The organism is Gemmatimonas groenlandica (genome assembly GCF_013004105.1).
Taxonomy (GTDB): Bacteria; Gemmatimonadota; Gemmatimonadetes; order Gemmatimonadales; family Gemmatimonadaceae; genus Gemmatimonas; species Gemmatimonas groenlandica.
In genome coordinates, this window is sequence record NZ_CP053085.1 from 13,989 (window position 1) to 40,786 (window position 26,798).

25 protein-coding genes are annotated in these 26,798 nt (G+C 65.2%); 19 read left to right on the forward strand and 6 right to left on the reverse strand.

What is annotated here, in order from left to right:
- Positions 1–108: 108 nt before the first annotated feature.
- A complete protein-coding gene (locus HKW67_RS00070) occupies positions 109–318 on the forward strand; it encodes a cold shock domain-containing protein (protein WP_171223449.1) in 210 nt (69 codons plus the stop codon).
- 85 nt (positions 319–403) lie between these two features.
- On the opposite strand, the gene HKW67_RS00075 is transcribed toward HKW67_RS00070, so the two are convergent.
- Positions 404–844 carry a DUF2721 domain-containing protein gene (locus tag HKW67_RS00075; RefSeq protein WP_171223450.1) on the reverse strand — a complete coding sequence of 147 codons (441 nt, stop codon included), beginning with the start codon at positions 842–844 and terminating at the stop codon, positions 404–406.
- Positions 845–1,100: 256 nt separating this feature from the next.
- On the opposite strand from HKW67_RS00075, the gene HKW67_RS00080 reads away from it, so the two are divergent.
- On the forward strand, positions 1,101–1,859 hold the full coding sequence (locus HKW67_RS00080) for a hypothetical protein (protein ID WP_171223451.1): 759 nt from the start codon (positions 1,101–1,103) through the stop codon (positions 1,857–1,859).
- 33 nt (positions 1,860–1,892) lie between these two features.
- Here HKW67_RS00080 and HKW67_RS00085 read toward each other — a convergent pair whose 3' ends face one another.
- Together HKW67_RS00085 and HKW67_RS00090 are read right to left on the reverse strand one after the other, a co-directional pair.
- Positions 1,893–4,466 carry a S9 family peptidase gene (locus HKW67_RS00085; RefSeq protein WP_206044543.1) on the reverse strand — a complete coding sequence of 858 codons (2,574 nt, stop codon included), beginning with the start codon at positions 4,464–4,466 and terminating at the stop codon, positions 1,893–1,895.
- Positions 4,467–4,654: 188 nt separating this feature from the next.
- Positions 4,655–5,695, reverse strand: a complete 1,041-nt coding sequence (locus HKW67_RS00090) for a CehA/McbA family metallohydrolase (protein ID WP_171223453.1) — start codon at positions 5,693–5,695, stop codon at positions 4,655–4,657.
- Between the two features lie 133 nt (positions 5,696–5,828).
- Here HKW67_RS00090 and HKW67_RS22240 point away from each other — a divergent pair, with 133 nt between their 5' ends.
- Both HKW67_RS22240 and HKW67_RS00115 read left to right on the forward strand, forming a co-directional pair.
- A complete protein-coding gene (locus tag HKW67_RS22240) occupies positions 5,829–8,573 on the forward strand; it encodes a lamin tail domain-containing protein (RefSeq protein ID WP_206044544.1) in 2,745 nt (914 codons plus the stop codon).
- A 17-nt stretch (positions 8,574–8,590) separates the two neighbouring features.
- The gene (locus HKW67_RS00115) at positions 8,591–9,433 is read left to right on the forward strand and encodes a metallophosphoesterase (protein ID WP_171223454.1); all 843 of its coding nucleotides are present in this window, start codon (positions 8,591–8,593) and stop codon (positions 9,431–9,433) included.
- Positions 9,434–9,447: 14 nt separating this feature from the next.
- Here HKW67_RS00115 and HKW67_RS00120 read toward each other — a convergent pair whose 3' ends face one another.
- On the reverse strand, positions 9,448–10,407 hold the full coding sequence (locus HKW67_RS00120) for a TerB family tellurite resistance protein (protein ID WP_171223455.1): 960 nt from the start codon (positions 10,405–10,407) through the stop codon (positions 9,448–9,450).
- A gap of 161 nt (positions 10,408–10,568) precedes the next feature.
- Here HKW67_RS00120 and HKW67_RS00125 point away from each other — a divergent pair, with 161 nt between their 5' ends.
- The 10 genes from HKW67_RS00125 (at position 10,569) to HKW67_RS00170 (ending at position 19,482) form a co-directional block, all read left to right on the forward strand.
- Entirely contained in the window at positions 10,569–11,255 is a 687-nt protein-coding gene (locus HKW67_RS00125; protein WP_171223456.1) for a DUF4397 domain-containing protein, read from the forward strand.
- A gap of 87 nt (positions 11,256–11,342) precedes the next feature.
- A complete protein-coding gene (locus HKW67_RS00130) occupies positions 11,343–11,807 on the forward strand; it encodes a YidB family protein (RefSeq protein ID WP_171223457.1) in 465 nt (154 codons plus the stop codon).
- A 76-nt stretch (positions 11,808–11,883) separates the two neighbouring features.
- Entirely contained in the window at positions 11,884–12,963 is a 1,080-nt protein-coding gene (locus HKW67_RS00135) for a Gfo/Idh/MocA family protein (protein ID WP_171223458.1), read from the forward strand.
- Entirely contained in the window at positions 12,956–14,173 is a 1,218-nt protein-coding gene (locus HKW67_RS00140; RefSeq protein ID WP_171223459.1) for a glycosyltransferase family 4 protein, read from the forward strand. The genes HKW67_RS00135 and HKW67_RS00140 overlap by 8 nt, the downstream gene beginning before the upstream one ends.
- The gene (locus HKW67_RS00145) at positions 14,170–15,657 is read left to right on the forward strand and encodes an alkaline phosphatase family protein (protein ID WP_171223460.1); all 1,488 of its coding nucleotides are present in this window, start codon (positions 14,170–14,172) and stop codon (positions 15,655–15,657) included. Before HKW67_RS00140 ends, HKW67_RS00145 begins: the two co-directional genes overlap by 4 nt.
- Positions 15,654–17,123 carry a lipopolysaccharide biosynthesis protein gene (locus HKW67_RS00150; protein WP_171223461.1) on the forward strand — a complete coding sequence of 490 codons (1,470 nt, stop codon included), beginning with the start codon at positions 15,654–15,656 and terminating at the stop codon, positions 17,121–17,123. Before HKW67_RS00145 ends, HKW67_RS00150 begins: the two co-directional genes overlap by 4 nt.
- Positions 17,120–18,001 (forward strand): glycosyltransferase family 2 protein, encoded by an 882-nt coding sequence (locus HKW67_RS00155; RefSeq protein ID WP_171223462.1) that lies wholly within the window; start codon positions 17,120–17,122, stop codon positions 17,999–18,001. Before HKW67_RS00150 ends, HKW67_RS00155 begins: the two co-directional genes overlap by 4 nt.
- Before the next feature lie 40 nt (positions 18,002–18,041).
- Positions 18,042–18,278: a type II toxin-antitoxin system Phd/YefM family antitoxin gene (locus HKW67_RS00160; protein WP_206044545.1), complete on the forward strand. Its 237-nt coding sequence runs from the start codon at positions 18,042–18,044 to the stop codon at positions 18,276–18,278.
- A gap of 7 nt (positions 18,279–18,285) precedes the next feature.
- A complete protein-coding gene (locus HKW67_RS00165) occupies positions 18,286–18,678 on the forward strand; it encodes a type II toxin-antitoxin system VapC family toxin (RefSeq protein ID WP_171223463.1) in 393 nt (130 codons plus the stop codon).
- A 30-nt stretch (positions 18,679–18,708) separates the two neighbouring features.
- On the forward strand, positions 18,709–19,482 hold the full coding sequence (locus tag HKW67_RS00170; RefSeq protein ID WP_171223464.1) for a carboxypeptidase-like regulatory domain-containing protein: 774 nt from the start codon (positions 18,709–18,711) through the stop codon (positions 19,480–19,482).
- On the opposite strand, the gene HKW67_RS00175 is transcribed toward HKW67_RS00170, so the two are convergent.
- Entirely contained in the window at positions 19,483–20,016 is a 534-nt protein-coding gene (locus HKW67_RS00175) for a TetR/AcrR family transcriptional regulator (RefSeq protein WP_206044546.1), read from the reverse strand.
- Positions 20,017–20,179: 163 nt separating this feature from the next.
- On the opposite strand from HKW67_RS00175, the gene HKW67_RS00180 reads away from it, so the two are divergent.
- From HKW67_RS00180 to pgl, 5 genes are all read left to right on the forward strand, one after another.
- On the forward strand, positions 20,180–21,301 hold the full coding sequence (locus HKW67_RS00180; protein WP_171223466.1) for an aldo/keto reductase: 1,122 nt from the start codon (positions 20,180–20,182) through the stop codon (positions 21,299–21,301).
- A 182-nt stretch (positions 21,302–21,483) separates the two neighbouring features.
- The gene (gene gnd, locus HKW67_RS00185) at positions 21,484–22,494 is read left to right on the forward strand and encodes a phosphogluconate dehydrogenase (NAD(+)-dependent, decarboxylating) (RefSeq protein ID WP_171223467.1); all 1,011 of its coding nucleotides are present in this window, start codon (positions 21,484–21,486) and stop codon (positions 22,492–22,494) included.
- The gene (gene zwf / locus HKW67_RS00190; RefSeq protein ID WP_171223468.1) at positions 22,491–23,852 is read left to right on the forward strand and encodes a glucose-6-phosphate dehydrogenase; all 1,362 of its coding nucleotides are present in this window, start codon (positions 22,491–22,493) and stop codon (positions 23,850–23,852) included. Before gnd ends, zwf begins: the two co-directional genes overlap by 4 nt.
- Positions 23,849–24,208: a histidine phosphatase family protein gene (locus HKW67_RS00195; protein ID WP_171223469.1), complete on the forward strand. Its 360-nt coding sequence runs from the start codon at positions 23,849–23,851 to the stop codon at positions 24,206–24,208. Before zwf ends, HKW67_RS00195 begins: the two co-directional genes overlap by 4 nt.
- A gap of 4 nt (positions 24,209–24,212) precedes the next feature.
- Entirely contained in the window at positions 24,213–24,908 is a 696-nt protein-coding gene (gene pgl / locus HKW67_RS00200) for a 6-phosphogluconolactonase (protein WP_171223470.1), read from the forward strand.
- Between the two features lie 90 nt (positions 24,909–24,998).
- Here pgl and HKW67_RS00205 read toward each other — a convergent pair whose 3' ends face one another.
- Positions 24,999–26,573: a sigma-54-dependent Fis family transcriptional regulator gene (locus HKW67_RS00205; RefSeq protein ID WP_206044547.1), complete on the reverse strand. Its 1,575-nt coding sequence runs from the start codon at positions 26,571–26,573 to the stop codon at positions 24,999–25,001.
- Positions 26,574–26,798 lie beyond the last annotated feature (225 nt).

Consider the following 26,798-nt stretch of genomic DNA (forward strand, 5'->3'; position numbering starts at 1 on the left):
GTCGCGTGACATCGTCGACCCACGCGGGGGTCTGGTCCGCGAATTACACGAGTGCTCGGTGCGTACGGCAGGGCCGGACTCCGAACACACAGCAACGGGAGCAGTGCCATGCGTACGACCGGCAAGGTGAAGTGGTTCAACGACGCCAAGGGCTTTGGATTCATCACGCCCGACGACGGCTCGAAGGATTGCTTCGTTCACCACTCGGCGATTCAGGGCGGCGGATTCCGCACCTTGGCTGAGGGCGAGCGTGTCGAATTCGACATCGTGCAGGGGCAGAAGGGTCCGGCGGCCGAACAGGTCGTCAAGGTCCACTAAGACCGCGCTGGTCGTCATGGAATACACGAAGGGCCACCAGCATCGCGCTGGTGGCCCTTCGTGTATCGTGGCGCGACGGACGCCGTCAGTGCGGCCCGATTCGCAATGATCGCATGGCCAGCTGAATTTCCCGTAAAAAGCTGACGAGGCCGGCAATCAGCGCCGCCATGGACAGCACGAAGCAGGTGGCCACCACGCGCGAAATGTCGGCGGTGAAGAACGCGCTGATGAACAGGATGGCGATCATCAGGCAGACCAGCAGGGCGGCGATCGTACACAGGCTGATCGCGTGATTGATGTGCCGGGCGCGCCGGGCAAGCATGTTCAGGTCGGAGCCCATCACATGCTTGTGCTCGCCAGTAACATCCATGAGTCGGTCCTCGAGCGCGCGCGCGCGGTCGATGATCCGTCCCAGCCGGTTCGTGAGCACGCCGAGCAGCGAGCCGATACCGGTGAGCATGAAGACCGGTGCAATCGCCAGCTGAATGACGTGAGCGATGGCGGAAATTCTGACATCTGGCTGCATGCGTGAAAGATGACACCGCGGAGGCTCCTACGGGATCGGCGAAGCGTCCGCAGATTATCGAAGCCTCCATGCCGCGTGTCGGCACCTCATATCCATCCCACCAGCCATGCAGACGGACCGCTCGGATTGTGCAATCTGCGGAAAGATCATTCCTGCGTGGCGCGGCGCCACCTCGGTGGTGTGCGAATCGCCGAACTGTGCCTTTCGCTTTGCAGCGATTCCCGCGCACGAAAAGTGTCTGATTTGCACACGGCCGGTGCCGCCGCTGCTACGCGCCGAGCGGCACTGCGGCGGCGCGCGATGCCGGCAGGTGCTGCTGGTGGAGCGCCCGACCGCGGCGTTGCGCGAGGCGCGGGCGACCATTCTCGCGACGGCGCCGTCGTATCAGGACCAGGCGGCGGCCGAGCACGGACTGACCGCCGCCGAAGGCCGCAGCTACGCGTTGTCGGTGATTCCGAAAAACCCGGACCGCGTGACGCGCTTGCCGGCGCGCCGCCGCCGCGAATTCGAAGCGCACCTGCGCAAGAAGCTTGCTGGTGCACGGCAGCGACTGTCGGTGGGGGCCGCGCCGTCGCTCGCGGCCCTGACACTGCCGGAGGAGGAGCCGCTCACGCCGCGGCGTCGGGCTGAGTTGGCGATCCTGGGAGCCGGATGTGGCGCATGCCGCGGCAACTGCTGCCGTGGCGGTGGTGATCACGCGTATCACGGCGAGGACTCCATGGCGCGGTATCTGCTTCGACACCCCGGTCGCGAGGACGACGCGGTGATCGCCGACTATCTCGGTCATGTCCCTGCTCGCACGATGTCCACCGGATGCATCTACCAAGAGTCTGGCGGCTGCTCGCTTCCGAGGGATATGCGGGCCGACATCTGCAATCAGTTCTTCTGTGACGGGCTGAATGAGATTCGATTCCTGTACGGCGACGGTCGCCCGGTGCGCGCGTTCTTCGTGCACTATGACGGGACGATGCTGCACGGCGGGCAGTTCGTCGAGATCCCCGAAGTCGCCGACTGAGCAAACGCGCGCAGTCGGCGACTCCGGTGTGTCTTACTTGATCTCGCCGTTACCGCGGTAGTAATCGCCCAGCAGATGCTCGGCGAAATACTCCATCAGCATGCGCTGGTTGTACGGGCCCGTGCCGCGATACCCGTGTGGCTCACCCGGATAGATGAAGAAGTCGAAGCGCTTGTTGGCCTTGATCAGCGCATTCGCCAAGCGGATGGTACCGCCCGGGTGCACGTTGTTGTCGAGATCACCGGTCGCGAGGGCGAGGTTGCCCTTGAGGTTGCCGGCGAGTTCGTCGTTGGTAGGCACGCGGATGTCGAACTTGATCTTGTCGGCGTTCGTGGAGTCCTGCACCACTTCGCGCGCAGCGGCGTTCGCTGCCGGTCCACCGCGCCGCGCCGCGCCGGTACCACCGGCACGCACCGCACCGGCGGCGCTATCGGCCTTGGCGATGACCTTCACGCCGTGGTTCCACTCGCTCCAGTTCTGGTTGTAGATGTTGTTGTCGTGATTGCCCGATTCCGACCAGCCCACCTTGAAGAATTCGTTGTACGGCGGGAGGAGCAGGGCGGCGGCCGTCATGAAGCCACCACCGGAGTGGCCGAAGATGCCGACCTTGTCGAGATCGATGAACTTGTGGCGCGCACCGAGCTGCTCGATCGCGTACTTCTTGTCGGCCAGCGCATAGTCGCGCATGTTGCCGTAGCCGTAGCGATGGTAGGCGAGCGAGCGGAGCGGGCTGCCGCCGCGATGACCAACTTCGATCACGATGAAGCCGAGCTGCGCGAGCTGCATGAGCGGGCCACGCACGCTGAAGCCCGTGGTCATGCCTTCGGTCTGCGGGCCCGGGTACACGTAGGTGATGATCGGATACTTCTTCGTGCTGTCGAAGTCGAACGGCTTCCACATGTTGCCGTACAGTTCTGTGACGCCGTCAGCGGCTTTCACCGAAAACGTCTCGGCGTTCTTGAAGCCGAGTTCCTTCAGCTTCGTGAGATCCATCTCCTCGAGCGTGCTGAGGATACGGCCCGTGGCCCCGTCACGCAGCACCGACTTGAACGGCATGTCCATGCGCGAGAACGAGTCGTAGATGTAGCGCTTGGTGGGCGACACCACACTGGGCGTGCCGTTCTCACCGAGGGTCGTGGCATGGTGCGCATTGCCCGCGTCGAGCAGCGTGAAGCCGGTGCCGTCGCCGTTCACGCGATAGAGGTGCGTCTGGTAGAGCTGTTCACCCGCTTCACGGCCCTGGCCCGACACCCACACCTGCTGCGTCGTGGAATCGATCTTGACGATGCTGTTGGCGTTCCACTGTCCCGTGGTGAGCGGGCGCTTCTCGCCGCCGTCGAAGCCGTACACGTAGTACATGCCCCAGCCGGTCTTCTGCGACCACCAGAGGAAATCACCGCCCTGCTTGAGGTAGGCGATGTTCTTGGGCTCGAGCGCGGCGCCTTCGATGGCATCGGCGAGCAATGACTTGATGGCGCCGGTGGCGACGTCCACTTCGATGAAGTCGACGGCGCGCTGCGGACGGTCGCGACGCACGACGCGCACTTTATCACCGTTCACGGGCCAGTGCACATTCATGAGCGACTGGTCCTTCCACTTCGCCACGTTGATCTGCTTCACGGCCTTGTCGCCGCGACGGTACGTCCAGAGTTCACTACGCGTGACGTCTTCTTCGCCCGGCATCGTGTACTTGTAGTGGATCAGCACTGGACGCGGCTGCGCGAGCACGTTCACGAGGAACAGCTCCTTCACCTTGCGCTGATCGCGGCGCACGAAGGCGAAGGACTTGCCGTCCGGCGACCACGAGACATTCGGGCGGATGCGCTGATCGCGGTTGTTGGCGTCGTCGGTGTCGTCCTGCTCCCCGTCGGTCTGCTGTCCGCCGCCGGCGAGGGCGGCGAGCTGGCGCGCGTTCTCCGTGGTGTCACGGTAGCCGAACGAGTAGTCCATGGCGCCGTCGGTGCTGATCTGCACCGTGTCGTTGCTGCTTTTCTCCACGATGTAGAGATTGTGCATGCGCGCGAACACGAACGCCGAGCTGTCCTTGTTGTAGTTGCGGAACTCGCCGCGGGCCCCGCCGCCGCCCGGGCCACCACCGCCCTGCGTGTTGACCTCTTCGTCAACCGGCGTCGGCGCGTTGCGCACCACGCGGCCGTTCGACTTGAGCGTCTCCGTGGCCAGCGTCCACTCGTAGCGCACGGTGTCCACCGTGAAGCGGAACGCCTTGTGGCTCTTGAGGAACGTGATGGTCTGGAAGGGCAGATTGGTGGCATCATACGGCTTCTTGCTGAGCATCGTGAGCTGTTCGGCCAGCTTGGCCGGATCGAACAGCAGACGCTTGGTGCCGCCCGTCGGCGACGGCACGAAGAGCATGAAGCGATTGCCGTTCCGGTCCTTCCAGTTGTAGTACATCGAGTCAGTCTGCCCGAGGAAGCGGGGCTGGACGGCCTGGGTGTACGAGATGGCGCGGAGCGCGGCGGTGCTGAAGCGATTGGCGAGTGTCCAGTTGCCCTTATTGGCGCGACCTTCGTCGGCCTGGGTCGACTGGGGGCCAAGCTGCGCCTGCGCGACACTTCCGCTGGCGGCGCTGGCGGCAGCCAAAGCCAAGAGAGTGGCGGTCCATCGACCGAAACGGCGCACTGCGTGAACCATGTCCTGCTTCCTCCGGAGGGCGAGAATGGCAGTTCCACGAATCGGACTGCCAACGAGAGATTTACTCTCCGGAAGCGATCGCCGTTGAGCCCGCAGCCGAAAAATCGTGGATGGCAGGCGCTTCGGGTGGGACGAGCGCCGGGTTACGGCGCCGCGCGCTCCCGGTATCGGGTGGTGAAGACCGGCTGGATCCAGGCCGTCGCGCCACTGGAATCGACCACGCGCGCCCGCACGTACGTCTCGGTGCCCCGGAGGCGGTAGGAGGGCGTGAGTGACTTGTCGGTGGCGAGGATCTCGCCGTTCGCGCCCACGAACTGCGTGGTGTACTTGAAGTCGCCGGTCCGGGCGATGGTGATCGACAAGGCAGATTCGGTCACCGTGATGGCGTCGACCACCGGTCCGGCGCTCGCGTAAAAGCGGCCGTCGTCGAGGGCGGTCACGATCTCCCGTGCGTCGCGCGAGCGGGCCCGTACCACGACCCAGCCGCGCCCGGGGTTGGCGCGTGCCTTCGCGAACTCGCCCTGGAAGTGGTGCGCGTCGTCGACCGCGATCCCGTAGATCCTCTTGCCGCGGGTGAGCAGCGCGTCCCACGCGTCTTCCATGCCGGGCCAGTCTCCACCGCCGATGTTGTGCACGGTGGGGTGCCCGTTGAAGATCTCGAGCAGCCGGTCGTTTTTCACGCGGAAGAGCGTGGCCGTGTCGATGCTCCAGAGAAAATTCGGATGGTTGATGTGCGGCACGGCGCCCTCGGCGCGAATGGCGTCGACGGCTTTCTGCACGGTGCCGAAGAGCGTGCTGTCGCGCGGCGCGGCGATGACGCGAGTAATGCCCAACGCATTCACATGGACCGCCGCCTTCTGAAAGCCGGTCGTGACTTCTTCGCCGGGGATCAGCAGAAACGTCGAGTCCATCAACGACGTCAGCGTGGCCGGATCGGTGAAGACATTGTGATCGGAGAGCACGAGAAAGTCGTACTTCCGGTTCTTGTACCAACGAGCGACTTCCTCAGGCGCCGTATCACCGTCGGAGTTGGTGGTGTGCGTATGGGTGTTGCCTTTGAGCCAGCGTGTCCCGGGGGCCGCCGCCGGGACGAGAAAGCGCGCCGGCTGCGCGGCGGCCGCGCGCGCGAGGCCGGAGAGTACGAGCGCGAGCGCGATCGCGCGCCGCATCGGGAATGAAGTCATGTCTCACATACTGCCACGTAATGCCTGCGCCCGCGAGCCGGTTACGGCTTCGTGACGGCGACGTGGGGGGATGGTGACACCGCTGTCGGACGTTGACCGTTTCGCTGTCCCTTCCCTATTCGAGCCCGTTCCCATGTCCGCTCTCCATCGCCTGCGGCGCGCCATCGCGCCGCTGATCGTCGCGTTCGGCGTTGCTGCCTGCACCGATCCCAGCGAACCGCCGCAGCTCACACAGATGACGCTGTCGATGCCGTCCACGACGGTGGTGACCGGTCAAGCGGTCGCGGTCACGCCGCTGCCGATCGATCAGTTCGGGGTGAGCATGCCACCGGCGACCATTGACTGGAGTTCGACGGCACCCTCCATCGCGACGGTGTCGGCGGCTGGCGTCGTGACCGGTGTCGCGCCTGGATCGGCCGCCGTGGTCGCGACGTCGGGTGGGCTCACGACGCAGCTCACGATCACCGTGGTCGGCGCCACGTTGTCGTCGCTCACCATTACGATCCCATCGCTCACCTTGATGCAGGGACAGACGGCGGCCGCCACCGCGAACGGACTCGACCAGCTGAGTCGCCCGCTGGCCAGCGGGCGGGTAACGTGGGTGAGTGGGTCGCCCACCGTCGCCACCGTGGACAGCCTCGGCAATGTCCGCGCAGTCGCGCCCGGCACGTCGACGCTCACGGCAACGGTCGGCACCATTTCGGCGCAGCGCACGATCACGGTGACGGCGCTGCCAGCGATCCGCATTACGGAAGTCGAATCGAACGGCGGTACACCCGGCGATTGGACGGAGCTGTTCAATCCCACGGCCACGGCCGTTGACATCTCCGGCTGGAGCTTCAAAGACAACGACAACACGCGGACGTTCGCGTTTCCCGCAGGCACCCTGATTCCGGCGGGCGGCTACTACGTCGTGGAGGAAGCAGCGTTCGGCTTCGGACTCGGCGCCGCCGACGAAGCGCGGCTGTTCAGCCAGTACGGCGTGTTGGTGGACAGCTACGCGTGGACCGCGCACGCCGCCACCACGTACGGACGCTGCCCGAGCGTGACCGGTGCGGTCGTGACGACCGCCGAGTCGACGAAGGGCGCAGCGAACGATTGCCGCGTGTTGGTGGTCGTGAATGAAGTCGAGTCGAACGGCGGCACGCCGGGCGACTGGATCGAGTTGTACAATCGCGGTACCACCGTCGTGAACCTTTCCGGGTTCGTGGTCAAGGACAACGACGATTCGCGCACGACCACACTGCCCGCCGGCACGACCATCGCCGCTGGCGGATTCCTGGTCATCGAAGAAGCGCAACTCGGCTTCGGACTCGGTGCGGCCGACGCGGCGCGTCTCTTCGATCCGTCAGGTACGCTGGTGGACTCGTACACGTGGACGGCACACGCCACGACCACGTTCGGCCGTTGCCCGGACGGTACCGGCCCGTTCTCAACGACGGCCTTCGCCACTAAGTCGGCGGCAAACGACTGTCGGTCGGCCGTCCGTATCAACGAAGTGGAATCGAACGGCGGCACGCCGGGTGACTGGATCGAGTTGTACAACGCTGGCAGCACGGCGGTCGACCTGTCGAACTTCCTCGTGAAGGACAACGACGACACGCGCACCACGCGACTCCCCGCCGGCGCGACGATCGCGCCGGGCGGATACTACGTAATCGAGGAAGACGTACTCGGCTTCGGGCTCGGCGCGGGTGACGCGGCGCGCATCTTCGACGCCAACGGCACGCTGCTCGATTCGTACACGTGGACGGCGCACGCGACAATCACCTACGGTCGCTGTCCGAATGGCACGGGCGACTTCGCCGACGCGACGGCATCCACCAAGGGCGCTGCCAACAGCTGCACGCCGGTGACGGGGCCCACCACCTCGCCGTGGCCGGGAAGCGATGACGTGCAGACCGTGGATGGAACCGCAGTGTTCGGCGGCAATCTGAGTGGACTCACGTACGAGGCTGCCGGCGGCGGTCAGCCCGCCGTGCTATGGGCCGCCCGCAACGGACCGGGATCGATCTTCCGACTCGTGTTCAGCGGCGGGATCTGGACGCCGGATGCCACGAATGGTTGGAGCGCCGGCAAGCTGCTGCGCTATCCCGACGGACTTGGAGAGCCCGACGCCGAAGGGATTACGCTCGTGGCGGGTGCCGCTGGCGGTGGCGTGTACGTGGCGTCTGAGCGCAACAACAGCGCGAATTCGGTGAGTCGGAACAGCATTCTGCGATTCGATGCGACGGCCGCGGGCAGCACGCTCACGGCGACGCACGAATGGAACCTCACGGCCGATCTGCCGGCCGTCGGCGCGAACCTCGGTATTGAGGCGATCACCTGGATTCCCGACAGCATGCTGGTGGCCAACGGCTTCTACGACGAATCGAAAGCGCGCGCGTACGCACCCGCGGACTACGCGAGTCACGGTACCGGCCTCTTCTTCGTGGGCGTCGAGGCCAACGGCACGATCTACGCTTATGCGCTGAACCACGCCACGAACAGTGCCACACGCGTGGCGACGATCGTGACCGGCTTCCCCGGCGTCATGGGTATGGAGTACGATCGCGACACCGGCTATCTGTGGGCGACCTGCGATGACGGTTGTGGCAACACCACCGGCGTGCTGCAGATCGACGTGAGCGTCGCATCACCCACTCGTGGACGTTTCCTCGCGCCGCGGCGCTATGCCCGTCCGTCGACGCTGCCGAACATCAACAACGAAGGTTTCGCCTTCGCGCCGCAGTCGTCATGTGTCGCGGGACGGAAGTCGGTCTTCTGGGCCGACGACAGCGAAACGGCTGGCCATTCGATTCGCAGCGCCACGATCCCGTGCGCGACCTTCCCGCGCGCCCCGATTAACTTCATGCGGACGCGTGGCCCAATGCCCTGACCTCGACGACTGATGTGATGATTTCTCGACGCGCATTCCTGGTGACCGCCGGTGGCATGGCGGTCACCATGGCGGGCACCGTCGGCTACACCTTCGAGGTGGAGCCGGAGTGGCTCGAGGTCACGACGGCGGCGCTGCCGATTCGTCGATTGCCGTCGTCGTTGGTGGGGAAGCGACTCGCGCAGCTTTCCGACATCCACATCGGGCCGAACGTCGCCGACCGCTACGTGAGACGCACGTTCGACACGGTTCGCGCCCTGCAGCCCGACATCGTCGTCGTGAGCGGCGATCTGATCTCGCTGCATCCGACGCAACAAAAGCATGCCGAGGCGATCTACGCGGAACTCCCGCGTGGATCGCTCGGCACCTTCGTGACGTTCGGCAACCACGACTACGGTCGCAATTGGGCACAGCCAAGCGTCGCGGCCGGCCTGCGCGGTGCACTCGAGAATCTCGGCATCACCGTACTCGTGAACGAGGTGGGCGTGGCCGGCGGGCTGCAGCTGGTGGGGCTCGGCGATCTCTGGGCGGGACAGTTCCGCCCGGAAGAGGCCTTTGCACGAGTCGACCCGGCCATCGCGCAGCTGGCGGTGAGTCACAACCCGGACACCGTCGATCTGCCGGGATGGGGTAACTACGACGGCTGGATCCTCGCCGGGCACACCCACGGTGGACAGTGCAAGCCGCCGTTCTTGCCGCCGCCGATCCTTCCCGTGCAGAATCGGCGCTACACCAGCGGCGCTTTCGAACTCTCCCGCGGACGGCACATGTACATCAGCCGAGGAGTGGGAACGTTTCTTCCGGTGCGATTCAATGTCCGGCCGGAAGTCACCGTGTTCTCGCTACAGAGCGCGGACTAGCGAAGCCGCGTACGTCAGCGGGTCACGGTCCGCAACAATCCGTCCAGCGATTTTCCGCGGGCAAGCTCGCTCACGCGCGACTCGACGCGCGGGAATATGGTGACGGCGTCCGCGCGAAACTTCGTGAAGAGCGCCTTGAGATCCGTTGACGACAGCGAGCGCCCCTGCGCGTAGTACTGGTCGGCGGCATGCCCGAGCGCATAGGTGCTGGCGAAAGTCACCGCGGCGCCACTGGCGATACCGGCGCCTCCGCCCAACAGCCCGCCAAGCAGGCCACCGGCGATGCCGCCGAAGGCGCGACGCACCACCTTTTCGAGTACCTGCGCCGCAGCACCCAATCCGAAGGTCGCCACGAGATCCGTCACCTGCTGCGTGTCGAGCTGCTGCCCGTGACGCTGACCGATGTGATGCACCAAGCGGAGCTGCAGCGGCAGAATGCCGAGATTGGCCAGGCGATCCGGAAGAAGTTCGAGCGATGCCGTGAGCAATGCCTGATCGAGGATGTGCTCGTCGAGTTGCGCCGCCGCCGCCGCGACGGTCGCGGTATCTGATGTAGCATCCGGGATGACCGGCACGCCCAGCGATGGCGTGGCCGACAGCACCGGGTGATCACCGACCGCGCGATTGATGTCGGCGATCACGTCGTCGTTGGCCGATGTGTCGAGCTGCAGGGCGTCGGCGAGATCGTGCAGAAACTTTCCCTCGCTCGGATTGATCCAGCCGTTGGCGTGGCACACCGCGGTCGCCGTGTCATGGGCCAGGCGTTTCGCCTCTGGCGACTCCAGTCGAGCGGCCAGTGTGGTAATCGTGAGCGCACCGCTCATCGCCTGCGCGATCACTGTTTCGGGGGCGAGCAGACCGAGGCTCCGTGCCACCTCGACGACGCGGGCCTGTTCTGCCTCGTCCTGTAGTCCATCGGAGATGGAGGCCAGCGTGGCCAGAGCGATGATGGTTTCGAGTTCTTCGGTCGTCACGGATTCTCCTTGTTTCATGACTTGCATACAGCCTGCCTACATCAAGATGCTGTCGAAACGGGTTCGCGGGGGCACGATCGGTGTATCGATTCTCGATATCCGGTGTGCAGGCTGCGTGCCGGATTCATGTATATCGCGGATCGACTCTCTTCGGAGGAACAATGCGGCACCTCACCCTGATCGCCCTTCTGCTCTCGTCCCTGGCTCTGTCAGGGTGCAGTGACGGTAATAGCGTGCAACCGGGACCGGTGGGTGGCGGCTCTTCCCCGACCCTCCACGTGGTGAATGGCACGGCCGCCACCGTCGAAGTGCGCGTGGACGGGGCCGTCCGTCAGGCCGCGCTGGCGCCATACTCGATTTCGCCGTCGATCTCGACCACCGTCGGCAGTCGCACCGTGCAGTTGGTTGCCACCGGGGCGTTTGCCGGCACGGCACAGGTGGTTGTGCAGACGGAAAGCGGTGCGCGCGAAACCGTGGCGGCATTGCCCGGCTCGGGCCTGCCGCTGCTCGCGGTGACGCTCCCCGACACCGGCTATCAGGTGGGCGCCAACCGGAGCAAGCTGCGCGTCGTGCATCTGGCGGCGGCGAGCCCACCCCTCACCATCTGGCGTACGCAACCCGACTTCCAGACCCCGATCTCGATCATGACGCCGTATGCCTATCTGGCCACGGCCATCGTGGAGAGCTCGGCGGGTGAATGGAACGTTCGCGTCTGGCCCACGGGCAACGGCTCGTGGACGGCGGCGGCCGGCGCGATCGCACTCACAATCCCCGCTGGACAGCTGCGTACCGTGGCCACCATGGATGCGCCGGGCGGAGGGGTGCAGCTCAAAGTCGTCGAACCCTGACCGTGTCGTTGACGGTGGCCTGTTGACGATTGCCCTGCGACACGTGTTCGTATGGCACACAGGCACACGACCTTTTCAGGAGTCACGATGGGATTGTTTGACGGAGCGTTGGGCGACATGGCTGGTTCGCTGCTGGGCGGCAAGGCTGGTGGCGTTGAGCAAATCCTCGGCGGACTGCTGGGAAACACGACGGCGCCGGGCGGCACGTCCTCGACGGCGCTGTTGAAAATGGCGATGACGCTCGTGCAGCAGAACGGTGGTGTCGGTGGACTCGTGCAGAAGCTGCAGAGCGGTGGGTTGGGCGAGATCGTATCCTCGTGGGTGAGTACGGGGACGAACCGTTCCGTTACGCCGGCGCAGCTCGAACAGGCGCTCGGTGGTGCCGCCGTCACGCAGGCCGCCGCGACGGCGGGCGTCGATCCGTCGCAGGCGATGGGCGGGCTCGCCGCCATGCTGCCGCAGTTGGTCGATAAGCTCACGCCCGACGGCGACGTCACGCCCGGCAGCAACGCGATGCTCACGCAGGTGATGGGTATGCTGCAGGGGAAATAACCGCGTCGACCGCGCTATATTTGGCTGTAATGCTTCACAACCAATCCACGGCGCGGTCGCCACGGCAATGCCCCATGTGACAAACGTACGAATCGGTGTGATCGGCTGCGGTGCCATCGCCACGGCGGTGCACCTGCCCACCCTTGTGGGCTTGCGCGGGGTTTCGGTGGTGAGCGTCGCCGATCCCGCGCTCGCGGCCCGGGAGGCGGCACAGCGCATTGTCGTTGGTGCGCGCGCCTTCGACTCGGCGCAGGAGTTGCTCGACGCGGGCGGACTGGACGCGGTCGTGCTGGCGATGCCGTCACCGTTGCATGCCTCGACGGCCATCGCGGCGTTCGCGGCCGGATATCACGTGTATGTCGAGAAGCCAGTAGCCACCACCGTTGCCGACGCGCAGGCCCTGCTCGCCAGCTGGCAGCGCGCGCAGCGCGTGGGCGTGGTGGGGTTCAACTACCGGCAGCATCCGCTCGTGCAGCAAGCGCACGCGCTGCTGCGTACGGACGCGATCGGCGAGGTGGTGGCGCTGCAGACCAACTTCACGTCACGTCCCGACACGGTCCCCGTGTGGAAGCAGCAGTCGAGCGGCGGTGCGCTCTTCGACAAGGGGGCGCATCACATCGACATCGCGGCCTACCTACTCGGCGCCTATCCCGAGGCCGTGTCGTCGCGCGTCATGTCGCGCCGCACGGCGGGTGATACCGCAACGCTCGAGTGTCTGTTTCCGAACGGCGTCACAATGCAGAGCACGTTCTCGTTCGATGCGACGGCAGACGACCGCGTCACGGTGGTCGGTCGCGACGGCCGTCTCTCGTTTGATCGGCTCGCAGGACTGTCGGTGGAACGCTCACGTAGCGCGGCCGAGCGCAGCGCCGTCTCCCGTGCGCGGACCGCGGTGTCGTCACTGCTGCGCGAACCATTTGCGCGCTCGCGTTTGCTGCGCGCCGACGCGGAACCATCGTTTCGTCGCGCGCTGTGTGCATTCTCGGAGGCGGTGCGCGCGTGGCCCACGCCCGTGACGACGTTGCCGACGCTGGCCGACGGTGTGCGTTGCGTGGCGGTATTGCTGGCGGCCGCCGAGGCGGCGGAGCAGGGCACTCGGGTTCCGGTGCGTGATCTCGTGCGCGACAGTGTGCGCGAGAGTGTGCGCGATGCCTGATCCACTCCGCATCCTGCTGGTGCACGACTACGCGCCCCTGTTCGGTGGCGCGGAAGTCGTGAACGACGCCTTGGTGCACGGACTGCGACAGCGTGGACACGAAGTGCGACGCTTTACGAGTACGGCCGGTCTCGATGCATTGCCGCAGGACTCGCCGCTGCGTCCCGAATACGTCTGTCGCGGCACGCTGTCGCGATGGCGGACGGCGCTGCAGTCGGCGAACCCGTGGGCACCTGTGGCGCTCCGACAGGCGATCGAAGACTTCAAGCCCGACCTCGTGCACGTCGGCATCTTCAGCACACAGTTGTCGCCGCTCATTCTACCGGTACTTCGTCACGTGCCGTCGGTGTTTCATGCGGCCTGGTATCGCGCGGTCTGCCCGACGGGAACGAAGCTCATGCCGAACGGCACGGCGTGCTCACGGCGCGCGGGGGCGGTGTGTTTTACGGCGGGCTGCGTGCCAGCGCGCGACTGGATACCGCTGATGGGGCAGATGCAGCTGCTGCGTCGGTGGCGCCACGTGTTTCCTGCAACGATCGCCAATAGTGAAGCGACGGCACGTGTCCTCGCGGCCGACGGCGTGGGCGATCTCGTCGTCGTACCGAACGGGGTGCCAGACGCGCCAGCGCGGGAAGCGATGGTGGATACCCCGTCGGCCGTCTTCGCGGGGCGCCTTGTGCACGAGAAAGGCGTGGATACGTTGCTCCACGCCTTCGCCGCCGTGCATGCGCAGATCCCGCACGCGACGCTGGATATCGTCGGCGATGGCGTCGAGCGGCCAGCGCTCGAGGCGTTGAGCCGGTCGTTGAACGTGGAGGAGGTTGTGCGTTTTCACGGGTTCCAGTCGCGCCAGCAGACCGAGAGCATCGCGCGCTCGGCGTGGGTGCAGGTCGTACCGTCGCGATGGGCAGAGCCGTTTGGACTCGTCGCGGCCGAGGCCATGATGCGGGGCACCGCCGTGGTGGCGTCGGCCGCTGGCGGGCTGGCCGAGGTGGTGCGCAACGAGGACACCGGGCTGCTCGTGCGACCCGACCACGTGCCGCCGCTGGCTGAGGCGTTGCATCGCGTATTGGCCAATCGAGCCCTCGCTGAGCAGTGGGGACGCAAGGGACGCGAGGTGGCGCAGGCTGAGTACAGTCATGCGCGATTCGTTGATCGGATTCTCGCCGTCTATGCGAACGTGATCGACACGCCGGTGAGGTCGCCATGACCGGCGCGCGTCCCACGCCGCTGCTGGTGTTCGGCATCGATGCCGGTGATCCCGATCTGCTCGAATCGTGGATCGCCGACGGTTCGCTGCCACACCTCGCGGCGCTCGTGCGCGACGGCTCGCACGCACGTACCGGCGGTGATGAGCTGTCGATGGAGCATGGAGCATGGATCGCCCTCATGAGCGGCGTTCCGCGCGCGCGGCACGGCTATCACTACTACCGGCAACTGGTGCCCTGCAGCTACCGCCTCGCACTCACCACAGGTCCGGAGCCGATGGTGACTCCGTTCTGGTCGGCGCTGCGTGACCGGCGCGTGGTGATTGTCGACGTGCCGGACTTCGATCCGATCGCAGGACTGGCCGGCGTGCAGCTGTTCGATCTGGCGGTGCACAACCGCGAACGTGATGGCGCGTCGCTGCCGGCGCAGGCACTGCAACACGCGCTGCGCGTCGTCGGCGACGTGCGCGACATTCCCGAGGCGTTCCGTAGCGCCGAGAGCGTTGACCGCCAGATTCTCGCGCGACTGCTTACGCGAGTGGAACGGAAGGGGCAGGTTGTTCGAGAGCTGGTGGCCGACACCGCGCCGGACGTGAGTGTGATCGTGTTCGGCGAAGGACATACGGCGGGGCATCAGTTCTGGCGACACCACCATGGTGGTGGCACGGATGCAGCGCTGCGCGAGGGCATTCGTACGGTGTATCAGGCAATCGACGCAGAGCTGGGTGCGTTACGCGCGTTGTTGCCCGAATCGCACAACGTCGCCGTTGTCTCGTCGGTGGGACTGCGCTCGCTCTTTCCGGGCGGTGGGGTCGGCGAGGCCATGCTGCGCGCCCTCGGCTACCAGCACGCCCCGCGTCCAGCGGCGTCCGCCAGCGGGTTCCCTGGACCGCTTACGATCGCGCGTGCGTTGTTACCCACCTCGGTACGGGAATGGCTGTCGCGACTGCTGTTGTCGCGCGATGCGCGCGAGCGCCTGTTAGCCGACGGATTTGCCAATGGGACTGATTGGTCGCGCACACGCGCGTTCGCGATTCCGAGCGCATTTCAGAGTTTTATTCGCGTAAACCTGCGGGGCCGAGAGCCGCAGGGTATCGTGGCGTCCGGTGCGGAGTACGCCGCACTGTTGGACGAGCTGGAAGCCGATCTGCGTGCACTACGTGATGCCGAGACGGGCCGTACTTTGGCCACGTACGTCACGCGGATGACGTCGGCGAATGGTGAGGCGCCGCACACGTTACCGGATCTGATCGTAGATTGGGACTTCAGCGAGCGCTTCATCACCGCGATCGATCATCCGCGTGCCCGCATCACGATCAGTGAGCCCGAGTTCTTTCGCGACAGCGAGCATACCAGGCAGGGCTTTCTGGCGATGGCGGGTCCTGACGTTCCCACGCTCGACGCGACGAGTCCGTTCGATGCCGGGGGAGTTGCGCCTCTCCTGCATCGCTTGGCGGCGGACGTGCCGGCCGGTGAGGGCGCGTGAGCGATAGCTCGGCGCATCGTCCGTGGCGAGGCTCGGCCTGGATCTTCGCGGCGGAGCTGCTGATCCTGCCCACGGGATTGGTGACCGCGGGATTCCTGACCCGACGACTCGGTCCCGAGGGCTATGGCTTGCTCACACTCGCGGCCACGGCGATGGCATGGCTGCAGTGGACGGCGAGTTCGATGTTGGCGCGCGCGTCGAATCGCGCGATTGCCGCCGTCGGTGACTGGCGGCCGGTTGCCGCCGAGGTAATGCATCTGCATCTGCTCGCTGGTGGCGGCCTTGGGTTGGTGGTGTTGCTGGTGGCGCCGTGGCTATCGGCGTTTCTCGGCCACCCTGTGCTGACGCCGACGTTGCGATTGCTCGCGGTGGAGCTGCCGATACTCGTGCTCGTGCAGGGGTATCGCGGTGCGCTCATCGCGAATGGCGATCACACGTGGGTCTCGCTGATATCGGCCGTCCGATGGATCGTGCGCATGCTGGCGGTGCTGGGTCTGGTGAGTCTGGGCTGGTCGATCGACGGCGCGGTCGCCGGCATGGTGCTCTCGAGTGTCGCGGCGTTGCTGCTGTCGCGCTGGCGTATCGGGCCACTCCGTCGTGCGGAGCCGTCCGAGCGTAGGGCGGTGCGGCTCGGCCTGCTCACGATGGCTGCGCCGATCGCGATGGCGGCGGTCGGCGCCCGCCTCTTTGAACGCGCCGACCTGTTCCTGTTGGCGACGCTCGGCAGCACAGCCACCAGTCTCGGGCACTATGGCGCGGCGCAGAATCTGACGATCGTGCTGTCACTGCTCACGGGTGCCGTGTCACCGGTGGTGCTGGCGACGGTCACGCGAATGCGGCGTGATGGTAGTGACGCCGATGTGCGCATGCTTCAGGTGGATGTACTGCGTCTGCCGTTTCTGCTGTTGCCGTTCGCTGCGCTGGCGGCGGGCGCCGCGCCCGAGATCATGCGCGTGATTTATGGGGCCGCGTTTCTGGATGCGGCGGTGCCGTTTGCCCTGCTCATTCTCGGTGCGACGGCGCTGATCGCCGTCTCGGTGTCGACGGTGCTGCTGGTGGCGTCCAATCGCGCGTGGCACGTTGTGGGTCTGACCGCGCCGATGCTGGTCGCACTGGTCGTGTGTACGCTGCTCCTGGTGCCTCGCTACGGGTCGACGGGGGCCGCGCTTGCCTCGGTACTGGTGTCGACGGGAGCGGCCGCGGCAGGACAGCTGTTGATCGCGCGCTTCGAGAGCGTTCATGTGCCGCTGCGCACGGTGGTCGTGGGAGTCGGGCTCGCGTTTGCGGCGTACGCCGTCGGTGCGGAGTGGCACGTGTCGACCACCGTGGGCACGGTGGCGAAGCTGACCGCGATCTGCGTCCTGCTGGTATCGGCGCTGCTGCTGCTTCGCGAGATTCCGACGCATCTGCTCCCCTTCGTGGCCGCGCCCGTCGAGCCCGCGAAGTCGGCACCATCAGCCTCATGACGTCCCCGCGCTTCTCCGTCATCGTTCCCACCCGCGCCCGTCTGCCACAGCTGCGTCGGTGCCTCACGGCACTCGCGGCGCAGACGGTGGCGCGCGATGACTTCGAAGTGGTGATCGTGAATGACGGCTCGCCGCCGCTGCCCGACGTGGAGCTCGACGCCTTCCGCGAGCGGCTCACCATCCGGTCGATTCACCAGGAGTGGGGCGGTCCCGCGTCGGCGCGCAACACCGGCATTCGGGAAGCGCACGGCGCGTTTCTGGCGTTCACCGATGACGATTGCGCACCGACGCCGCAGTGGCTGGCCACCCTCGACGAGGCATTGCGCGCCACACCAAATGCGCTGGTCGGTGGACACGTGCGCAATGCGCTCGACGACAACGTGTTTTCCGAAGCGAGTCAGCTACTGATCGATTTTCTGTACGATCGCTTCGACTCGGCGGCCACGCGTGGTCCGCGCTTCTTCACCTCGAACAATTTCGCCGGGGCCACCGCATCGTTCCGGGAGATCGGCGGCTTCGACACCACGTTCCGGCTCCCGGCCGGTGAAGACCGCGATCTCACCGATCGCTGGCAGGCGGCCGGTTGGCCGCACGTGTACGCGCGCGAGGCGCTCGTGCAGCATCATCACGTGATGAGCTTTCGCAGTTACACGCGCCAGCATCTGAATTACGGGCGTGGCGCGTGGACCTTTCACCAGGCGCGCGCGAGACGGCAGACCGGCGTACGGGAAACCGAATCACCGGGGTTCTACGCAGCGCTACTGGGCTATCCGCTGCAGCGAGGGCGCACGCGCCGACCTGTTGTGCAGGTGGCGCTGCTGGCCTGGTCGCAGGGGGCGAATGCGCTGGGATACTTTCTCGAGAAGTTGCGCTCCTGATCTCGCCGCGTTGACATTCTGTGTCAGTATGACCATAGTCATGACTATGGTAACAGTGTCGAAGAGCGCCTTAAAAGCACGCATGCTCGAGTATTTCCGCGAAGTGGAGCGGACGGGCGAGGAACTGGTGGTCACCAGCGATGGTGTGCCCGTGCTGAAAGTGGTGCCGTTCAGCCAGGCACGGTCCGTCGGGGACGCGTTTGCCGACGTGCGTGGGCAGCTCACGTGGACGGGTGACATCGACGCCCCGACAGACGCCGAGTGGCCGGCGTCATGAGAACGTCGTGAGTCGCGTGGTGCTCGATACGTCGGCGCTGTTGTTCTGGACCTTGGCGCCCGAGCGGCTGTCGGAACGGGCCCGTGCGGCAATTGATGCAGCCGCACCGTTCGGCTGGATGGCCAGCGCGATCTCACTCTGGGAGATCGGCCTCAAGGAGCAGCGCGGTCAACTCTCGCTCGGCGTCACGTTCACGGAGTACGTGCAAAGGCTGCAACTCGTGGATGGCCTCGTGCTGGCACCGGTGGATGTCCGCACGTGGTTGCGCACGTTGGACTTGGACTGGGCGCACCGCGATCCGGCCGACCGCGTGATCGTGGCGACCGCGGAGTTGCACTCGCTGCCGTTGATCACGTCGGATGCGGAGATGGGCCGGTACTACCCGGACGTGGTGTGGTGACAAGTAACGCGCAATCGTTATCGTCTTTGCATGAATAATCCGATCGTCGGCTTGCTCATGCTGATCGGCGCCGCGGCGATCGCCCTACCCGCTGCCGCCAGCGCCCAGCAGCTGCGCGGAGCTATCCGTGATTCATTGGCACGGCCACTCGCGGGTGCCGAGGTGATCCTGTCATCCACTGGGGATCGTGTGCGCAGCGACTCATTAGGGCGCTTTGTGTTGGCGGTCCCGCCTCGCACCGTCGATACCCTCCGTGTGCGGTTGGTCGGCTATCGACCCGCTGAACAACGCATTTCAACCGCGGACGTTGCGAGCGCTTTGGTCGTCGTGTTGCGTCGTTATCCGCAGATGCTGGATACGTTGCGCGCGCGGACTGATCAGGATCGATGCATTCGCGACGCATTGGTTGGGTTCGAATGTCGCCGAGCGGCAGGGCGTGGTCTGTTTCGCGATGCCGGGCAGCTCCGTGCGCTCCGTCCGCAGACGTGGGCGGACATGTTCGACGGAATGCCCGGCTTGCGTCGCGTGCCGCGATATGGCCCGAGTGGCTATGAGGTGCGCGTGGGGGTCGCGCCGAGTCGTTGCCTCGTTGAGCTGTGGAACGGACAGCTCCCCATGACGAAGTCTCTGGACACGCCGTTCGCCCCCGACGAGGCGTGGAGCCCGAACGATGTGATCGCCCTCGAGATGTACGCTGAATACCGCGACGTGCCTGGGCCGTACCGCGGGGCGGCGTGGCCCGTGGACTCTTCTCAGCCATGCGCCTTGGTGATCTACTGGCTGCGTGGCGCCGCTCGCCGTTAATCACGCCGGCCACGCCTGCATCGTGCTCTCCACAATCTTGAGCAGCTTGTCCCGCGACGCTCCGTCGCGGGCGAGCGTCGACATGCCCTGAATCACAGCCATCGTCAGGGCGGCGAGCGCGGTCGCGTCGGCGTGGTCTGGCAAGATGCCGTGGTCGATATCGTGGGCGATCTTTTTCCTGAGTCGCTGCTCGATGCCGCGACGGATGGTGGCCAGCTGTTCCTTCACATCCGTCGCGGCGTCGGAGCAGCTGATGGCCGAACTCGCCAGCAGACACCCGGGTGGCGTGTGTTTGCCGGTAAATCCTCGTGCGGACACGCGAAGTAAGTCGTGGGCTGCCTCACGCGCGGTGGCCGCGTCGGCAATGATCGACGTCGACGTGACCGGCCCCGACAGATAGCGATCGAGCGCCTCGAAGAAGAGCGCCTTCTTGTCGCCGAACGCGCCGTACAAGCTGGGCGGCGTAATCCCCATGGCGGCGGTCAGTTCACTCAACGACGTGGACTCGAAGCCGTGCCGCCAGAACAACAACATGGCCTGGTCAAGGGCCGCGTCACGGTCGAACGACCGGGGCCGGCCGGGGCGTGGCAGGGAGGCGCGCTCAGGTTCCATAGTGTTCACTAATAAACGCGCTTGACGGGCGCCGGCAAGTGGTCTATGGTTTCATAGTGCTCACTATAAAACCAACAGGAGTCGCATGTCGCTGACCAATGTTCGTACGCTGGGCCGTTCGGGGCTGGTCGTCAGCCCGCTGGCACTGGGCACGATGACGTTCGGCGCGGATCGCTGGGGATCGGCGGAGCAGGGCTCGCGCGCGGTGTTCGACGCCTACGTGGACGCGGGCGGAAACTTCATCGATACCGCCGATGTGTACTCGGGTGGCCGCAGCGAAGAGATGGTGGGTCGGTTCATCGAGGAGCGCGGACTTCGCGAGCAGCTCGTGCTGGCCACCAAGGCCGGCTTCTCGCGGGCGCGCGGCAATGTGAATGCCGGCGGCAACGGCGCCAAGAACCTGTATGCGGCGCTGGATCGTTCGCTGTCGCGCCTGCGCACCGACTACATCGATCTGTACTGGATCCACATCTGGGACATGGTCACTCCCGCGGAAGAAGTGCTGCACACCATGGACGCGCTGGTCACGTCGGGGAAGGTGCGCTACTTCGGCATCTCGAATGCACCGGCGTGGTACGTCGCGCAGCTGGCGGTACTGGCGGCCGAACGCGATCGTGCGGTGCCGATTGCGCTGCAGTACGAATACTCGTTGGTGGAGCGTCACGTCGAGCACGAGGTGTTGCCGGCGGCGCGGGCCCTTGGCATGGGACTGCTGGCGTGGAGTCCACTGGGTGGTGGCCTGCTCACGGGCAAGTATCGCCGCGAGGTGGTCGCCGCACAGCGGGGCGTGGGCTTTGCGCTGCCGGATACGTCGGCGAGCGCGTCGGCCGCTCCGTCGGTGGACAGTGACGGTCGCTTGAATGGCGCCAATCCGTTTGGCGATACCAAGTTCTCCGAACGCAACTGGGCGATACTTGAGGTCGTGGCCGCCGTGGCGCAGGAGCTCGAATGCACGCCGGCGTCGGTGGCGTTGCGTTGGTCGTCGCAGCAGCCCACCGTGGCGGGGCTCATCGTCGGCGCGAGCCGTGTGTCGCAGCTGCAAGAGAACATGGCCGCGCTCAACATCGCGCTCAGCGCTGATCAGCTCGCGCGGCTCGACGCGGCGAGTGCGATCGTGCCCACCTATCCCGCCACGGTGGCGTCACCGGCCATCAACCGCATGCTGTTTGGCGGGCACGCGGTGGCCGCGTGGGACGCCTATCGGTAGTTGTGCCCCTTTACAAAGTGACTCCCGCCAGCTGGACAGAACGGGGTAATGGTTTGACCTTCGAAACAGCCCCTTGAAGGATGTATGACCAGGATGAACCGACGGTTCAGCACCGAGTTCAAGCGCGGGGGCGTGGAGGCGTACCGCAAATGAAGACACACATCGAGCAAAGGAGCGGTCACATGCACATAGGTATGGTGGGACTTGGGCGAATGGGCGCCAACATGGTTCGCCGCTTGATGCGGGGCGGCCATCAGGCGGTGGCCTTTGATCGGTCGCCCGACGCGGTCGCAGCGCTCGTGAAGGACGGCGCCGATGGCGCGATTTCCTTCGCCGATCTGGCCCGCCAACTCGACACACCACGTGTGGTATGGCTGATGGTGCCTGCCGGGGTGGTCGACGCGACCATCGCCGATCTGCTCCCGCATCTCTCCCCGAACGACACGATCGTCGATGGTGGGAACTCTTACTACGTGGATGACATCCGGCGCGCCAAGGAGCTTGCCGCCGCCGGCGTGCACTACGTCGACGTCGGCGTGAGTGGCGGCGTGTTCGGACTCGAGCGCGGCTACTGCCAAATGATTGGTGGCGAGAGCGACATCGTCGCGCATCTGGAGCCGATCTTCGCGACCCTTGCGCCGCCGACCGAAGCGGCCGCACCAACACCGGGTCGAGCACATCGCGTTGGCACGGCCGACCGTGGGTATCTGCACTGTGGAAACGTCGGCGCGGGACACTTTGTAAAGATGGTGCACAACGGCATCGAGTACGGAATGATGGCGGCGTACGCCGAGGGGTTGGGCATATTACGACACGCCAACATCGGGCGCGCCGACCAGGAGCATGACGCGGAAACGACACCGCTTGGCAACCCGCAGCATTATCAGTATGACTTTGCGCTTGACGAGATCACGGAGCTGTGGCGCCGAGGCAGTGTGATCACGTCGTGGCTGCTCGATTTGACGGCGGAGGCGCTGCTGCAGTCGCCCGACCTCTCAGCGTATGCTGGTCGCGTCTCCGATTCCGGGGAGGGTCGATGGACGATCAAGGCGGCCATCGACGAAGCCGTGCCGGTTCCGGTGCTGACCGCTGCACTCTTCTCCCGCTTTGCCTCACGGGGTGAGGCCGACTATTCGAACCGCGTGCTCTCGGCGATGCGCGCAGGGTTCGGCGGTCACTCGGAAAAGAAATGAGACCGACACCATCAGGCGCGTTGGTCTTTTACGGCGCCACCGGAGACCTCGCCTTCAAGAAGATCTTCCCGGCCATGCAACGCATGGTGAAGGCTGGCGTCCTGTACGTACCAGTAGTCGGGATGGCGCGCGGGGCTGGCTCACTGGAAGCACTGCAGAAGCGTGCGGAAGAGAGCGTCATCAAGTATGGCGGCGGTGTGGATCCGGTGGCGTTTCCGAAACTCATGCAGTTGATGCGATACGTGGAAGGCGAGTACACCGCACCGGACACGTTCGACCGACTGAAAGAGACCCTCGGAGACGTGAACAATCCGCTGCATTACCTCGCCGTACCCCAGACTTTGTTCGAGACCGTCGTATCGCAGTTGAGCCGCAGCGGCGACCCAGCTAACACCCGCCTCATGCTGGAGAAACCGTTCGGCACCGACTTGGCGTCTGCCCGCCGCCTCAACATGATTCTTCACGCATCATTCGGTGAACATCAAATCTTCCGGATCGATCACTACCTCGGAAAGGAGGCCGTGCAGAACCTCGTCTTCTTCCGCTTCGCCAACACGTTTCTCGAGCCGATCTGGAATCGACAGTTCGTCGAGAGCGTACAAATCACGATGGCGGAACCGTTCGGTATTTCGGGACGGGGCGCGTTCTACGACGCAACCGGGGCAATCCGCGACGTCGTGCAGAATCATCTCCTGCAGGTGCTATCCAACATCGCGATGGAACCGCCGCCGAGCAGTCGGGACACGGAAACGCTGCGCGACGAAAAGGTGAAGGTGCTGAAGGCAATTGCCCCGCTCGACCGGAGACAGGTGGTTCGCGGACAGTTCCGCGGATACCTCGACGAGTCGGGCGTGGCCGCTCGTTCGCGCACCGAGACGTTTGTCGCGCTCAAGCTGGCAGTGGATTCATGGCGTTGGCACGGCGTTCCATTCTATATCCGCGCCGGAAAACAGATGCCCGAACTGCGGACCGAGGTGGTGGTCAAGCTCCACCGCCCACCGCCGATTGGCGGGATGCGTCTGCACTCCAATTATGTGCGCTTCCAGCTCGGCCCGAAGTTCGAGCTCGCGCTGGGCGCCACGGTGCGTGAGGCAGGCGTTGCCAGCGGTCATCGACTGGAGCTGGCAACACGTCACGAACATGAAGGCGCTGAAACCGATGCCTATGCTGAACTGCTTGGCGATGCGATGCATGGCGAGACGTTTCGCTTTGCACGTCAAGACTACGTGGAGGAGGCCTGGCGCATTGTCGATCCGATTCTGGAGGACGGCGTCCCCATCCTTTACGAACCCGGCACTTGGGGACCCGAGGAATCCGACGAACTCATACCCGGCGGGTGGTATGAGGTCGACCGATGACAACATTGCAGGAATGGGACTACGGCGAGTTCGAAGGTAAGACCACGCTTGAAATCCGGCGCGCACATCCGGGGTGGAGTGTCTGGGTGCACGGCGGTCCGGGCGGTGAATCGCCTGCGGAGGTTGCACGCCGCGCGGATCAGGTGATCGAACGGGCACTTGCACTGGCCAGTGACGTCGCGGTTTCCGCGCATGGTCACCTGCTCCGGGTGCTCGCGGCGCGATGGCTCGGACATCCGCCAAGCGCCGGCGCCGGACTGCTGCTGGACACCGCCTCTCTCAGCGTGCTGGGCACCTACCTCGATGATCGGGTCATCCGCCAATGGCACGAGATCTGTCATCTCGGCGGACACTGAAGACATGCGCGAGGAAATCCTTGCCGACGTGCACGCCGTGGCCAGACGGGGGGCCGACGTCATCGCCGACGCGGCGCGCGAGGCGGTGACCGCGCGTGGACGGTTCTTGCTCGCGATCAGCGGCGGCACCACGCCGTGGTTGATGCTACGCCATCTGGCCGACTTGCACGTGCAGTGGTCCGCCGTCGAACTCTTCCAGACCGATGAACGGATCGCGCCTGCCGGTCACATCGAGCGCAATCTGACCCACCTGACGCACGCACTGCTCGACCGTGTGCCTGAACCACCAGCTGCGGTTCATGCCATGCCTGTGGAAATGCCCGACTACGCAGACGCAGCGCGTCGCTACGCCGACAGCATTCGCGCCGTTGCCGGTGACCCTCCAGTGTTCGACCTCGTGCATCTCGGCCTCGGCGAGGATGGACACACCGCGTCCCTCGTCCCGAACGACCCGGTGCTCGACGAGGCAGCGACCGCAGTCGCCGTCACCGGCGAATACGGCGGCCGCCGGCGCATGACGCTCACGTACCCGGTGCTCGCTCACGCCCGACGCATCCTCTGGGTCGTGACTGGCGCCGGCAAAGCCCCCATGCTCAACCGACTGCGGGCTGGAGACCAGACGATTCCAGCCGGTCGGGTTCGCTCCGACCGCGCGCTGCTGCTGGCCGATCGCGCGGCCGGCCATCTTTCGCAGCCCTGAACCGGACTCAACGCGTGCTGAGGTCGGCCGACCCCAACGTGCTCCCCATCACGACAACGCGTATGGAGAGCGGTTTCGACGACGTGGAAGTCACGGCCTACCCTCCGAGGGGAACTCACGGCGGCGGGGCGTCAGTATCCCCAAGCGTTCCATCCGGGAGCGGAGCGTCGTGGGGTTGACCTTCAATAGCGCGGCAGCACCGCCGGGACCGTGGATGACACCGTCGGTTCTCTGAAGCGCCTCGCGAATGTGCGTACGTTCTGCGTCTTCGAGTGACGCAAATACTGTGTGCTCGGGGGCTTGGACCATCGCGCCCGTGTTCGGGTCCGGCACGTCCACAATCGGGCCGCGCGCCAGTACCGCGGCGCGTTCAAGCACGTTTTGCAACTCGCGCACGTTTCCAGGCCAGGTATACCGCTCGAGTCTGGTCATGCTCTCTGCGGTGATCGCGCGGAGCGGCTTTGCGAGTTTGCGCTGCAAGTGCATGAGCAGGTGCTGCACGAGAAGCGGCACGTCGCCCCGTCGTTCGCGAAGCGCAGGTACGCGCATGGGAAATACGTGCAGGCGATAGTACAGATCTGCGCGGAAGCGCCCGGTCTTTACTTCATCCGCGAGATCGCGGTTTGTCGCGGCTACGACACGCACGTCCACGCGGATGGATCGCGCACCTCCCACGCGCTCGAACTCCTGTTCTTGCAACACGCGCAAGAGCTTCACCTGCGCGTCGGCGGGGAGTTCGCCAACCTCGTCGAGAAAGAGCGTACCTTTGTCCGCCAGCTCGAATCGGCCAATGCGTTGCTGTAGCGCACCAGTGAACGCGCCCTTTTCGTGCCCGAACAATTCGCTCTCGACAAGTCCAGCGGGAAAGGCGCCGCAGTTCACTTTTACAAGGGTGTGGGCCGAGCGCCGACTCATTCGATGAATGGCGCGGGCAATCAGCTCTTTTCCGGTACCTGTCTCGCCGGTGAGCAGAACCGTCGCGTCGGTCCTGGCAACTTGTTCGATCTCGTGCAACACCGCACGAAGTGCCGGACTGTCCCCGACAATGTCCTCAAAGCCTCCCTCCTCGCGTATCTCCTGCTGCAGATAGGCGTTCTCCAGAGCCAGTCGGCCATTCAGGTGTGCGATCTCGGCGAAAAGCTGCGCATTCCTGATTGCCGTCGCTGCCTGATCCGCAAAGATCTGTAGGTCCTGGAAATCGTGCTCTGAGATGGCGCCGGTCGAGAAGATTCCGATAACGCCGAGTAGTTCGTCACGAAAGATCAGTGGGTAGCCCGCGAAAGCGCGGATGGCCTGCGCCTCAATCCATTGCTTATCCACGAATCGATCGTCGTCGAAGACATTGTTGCAGAACACCGGTGTGCGCGATGCTGCGATCTGACCGATCTTCAATGCGCCGACGCGAATCCGATGATAATGCCCAGCGAGATTCGTGTGCGACCCGTGACTCGCACGCAGGTGGAGCGCCGCCGTTACGGGGCCTTCGTCCGCCCCCCTCGCCGGAACGGGCCCGTGCGCGCTGCACACCGGGCATTCTATGTCCGTGCTCAACAGCCAGATGCGTGCGAGCACAGCGTCGCAACTCTCCACCAACCCGCGTGTAATGCTCGCCAGTACGTCGTCGAGGTCACGCGTGGCCGTTATCCGCGCGGTGATGTCGCGCAACGCGTCAAGGTGCCGCCGCGATGCGGGTTCGATTGGAGTCGGAGTGCCAGCAGTCATCAAACGCGTGAAGAGAGTCAACGTGTCCAAGCGTCAAGCTACGACTAATCGTAACGTTACGAAATACCGTTGTCGGCGACTGTTGCGCGCGAAGTCGCGGACGCTCTCGAACCGCATATCACGCAACAACTTGCCCATCACTGCTCGGCACCCCAGTGAGTGGCCCCG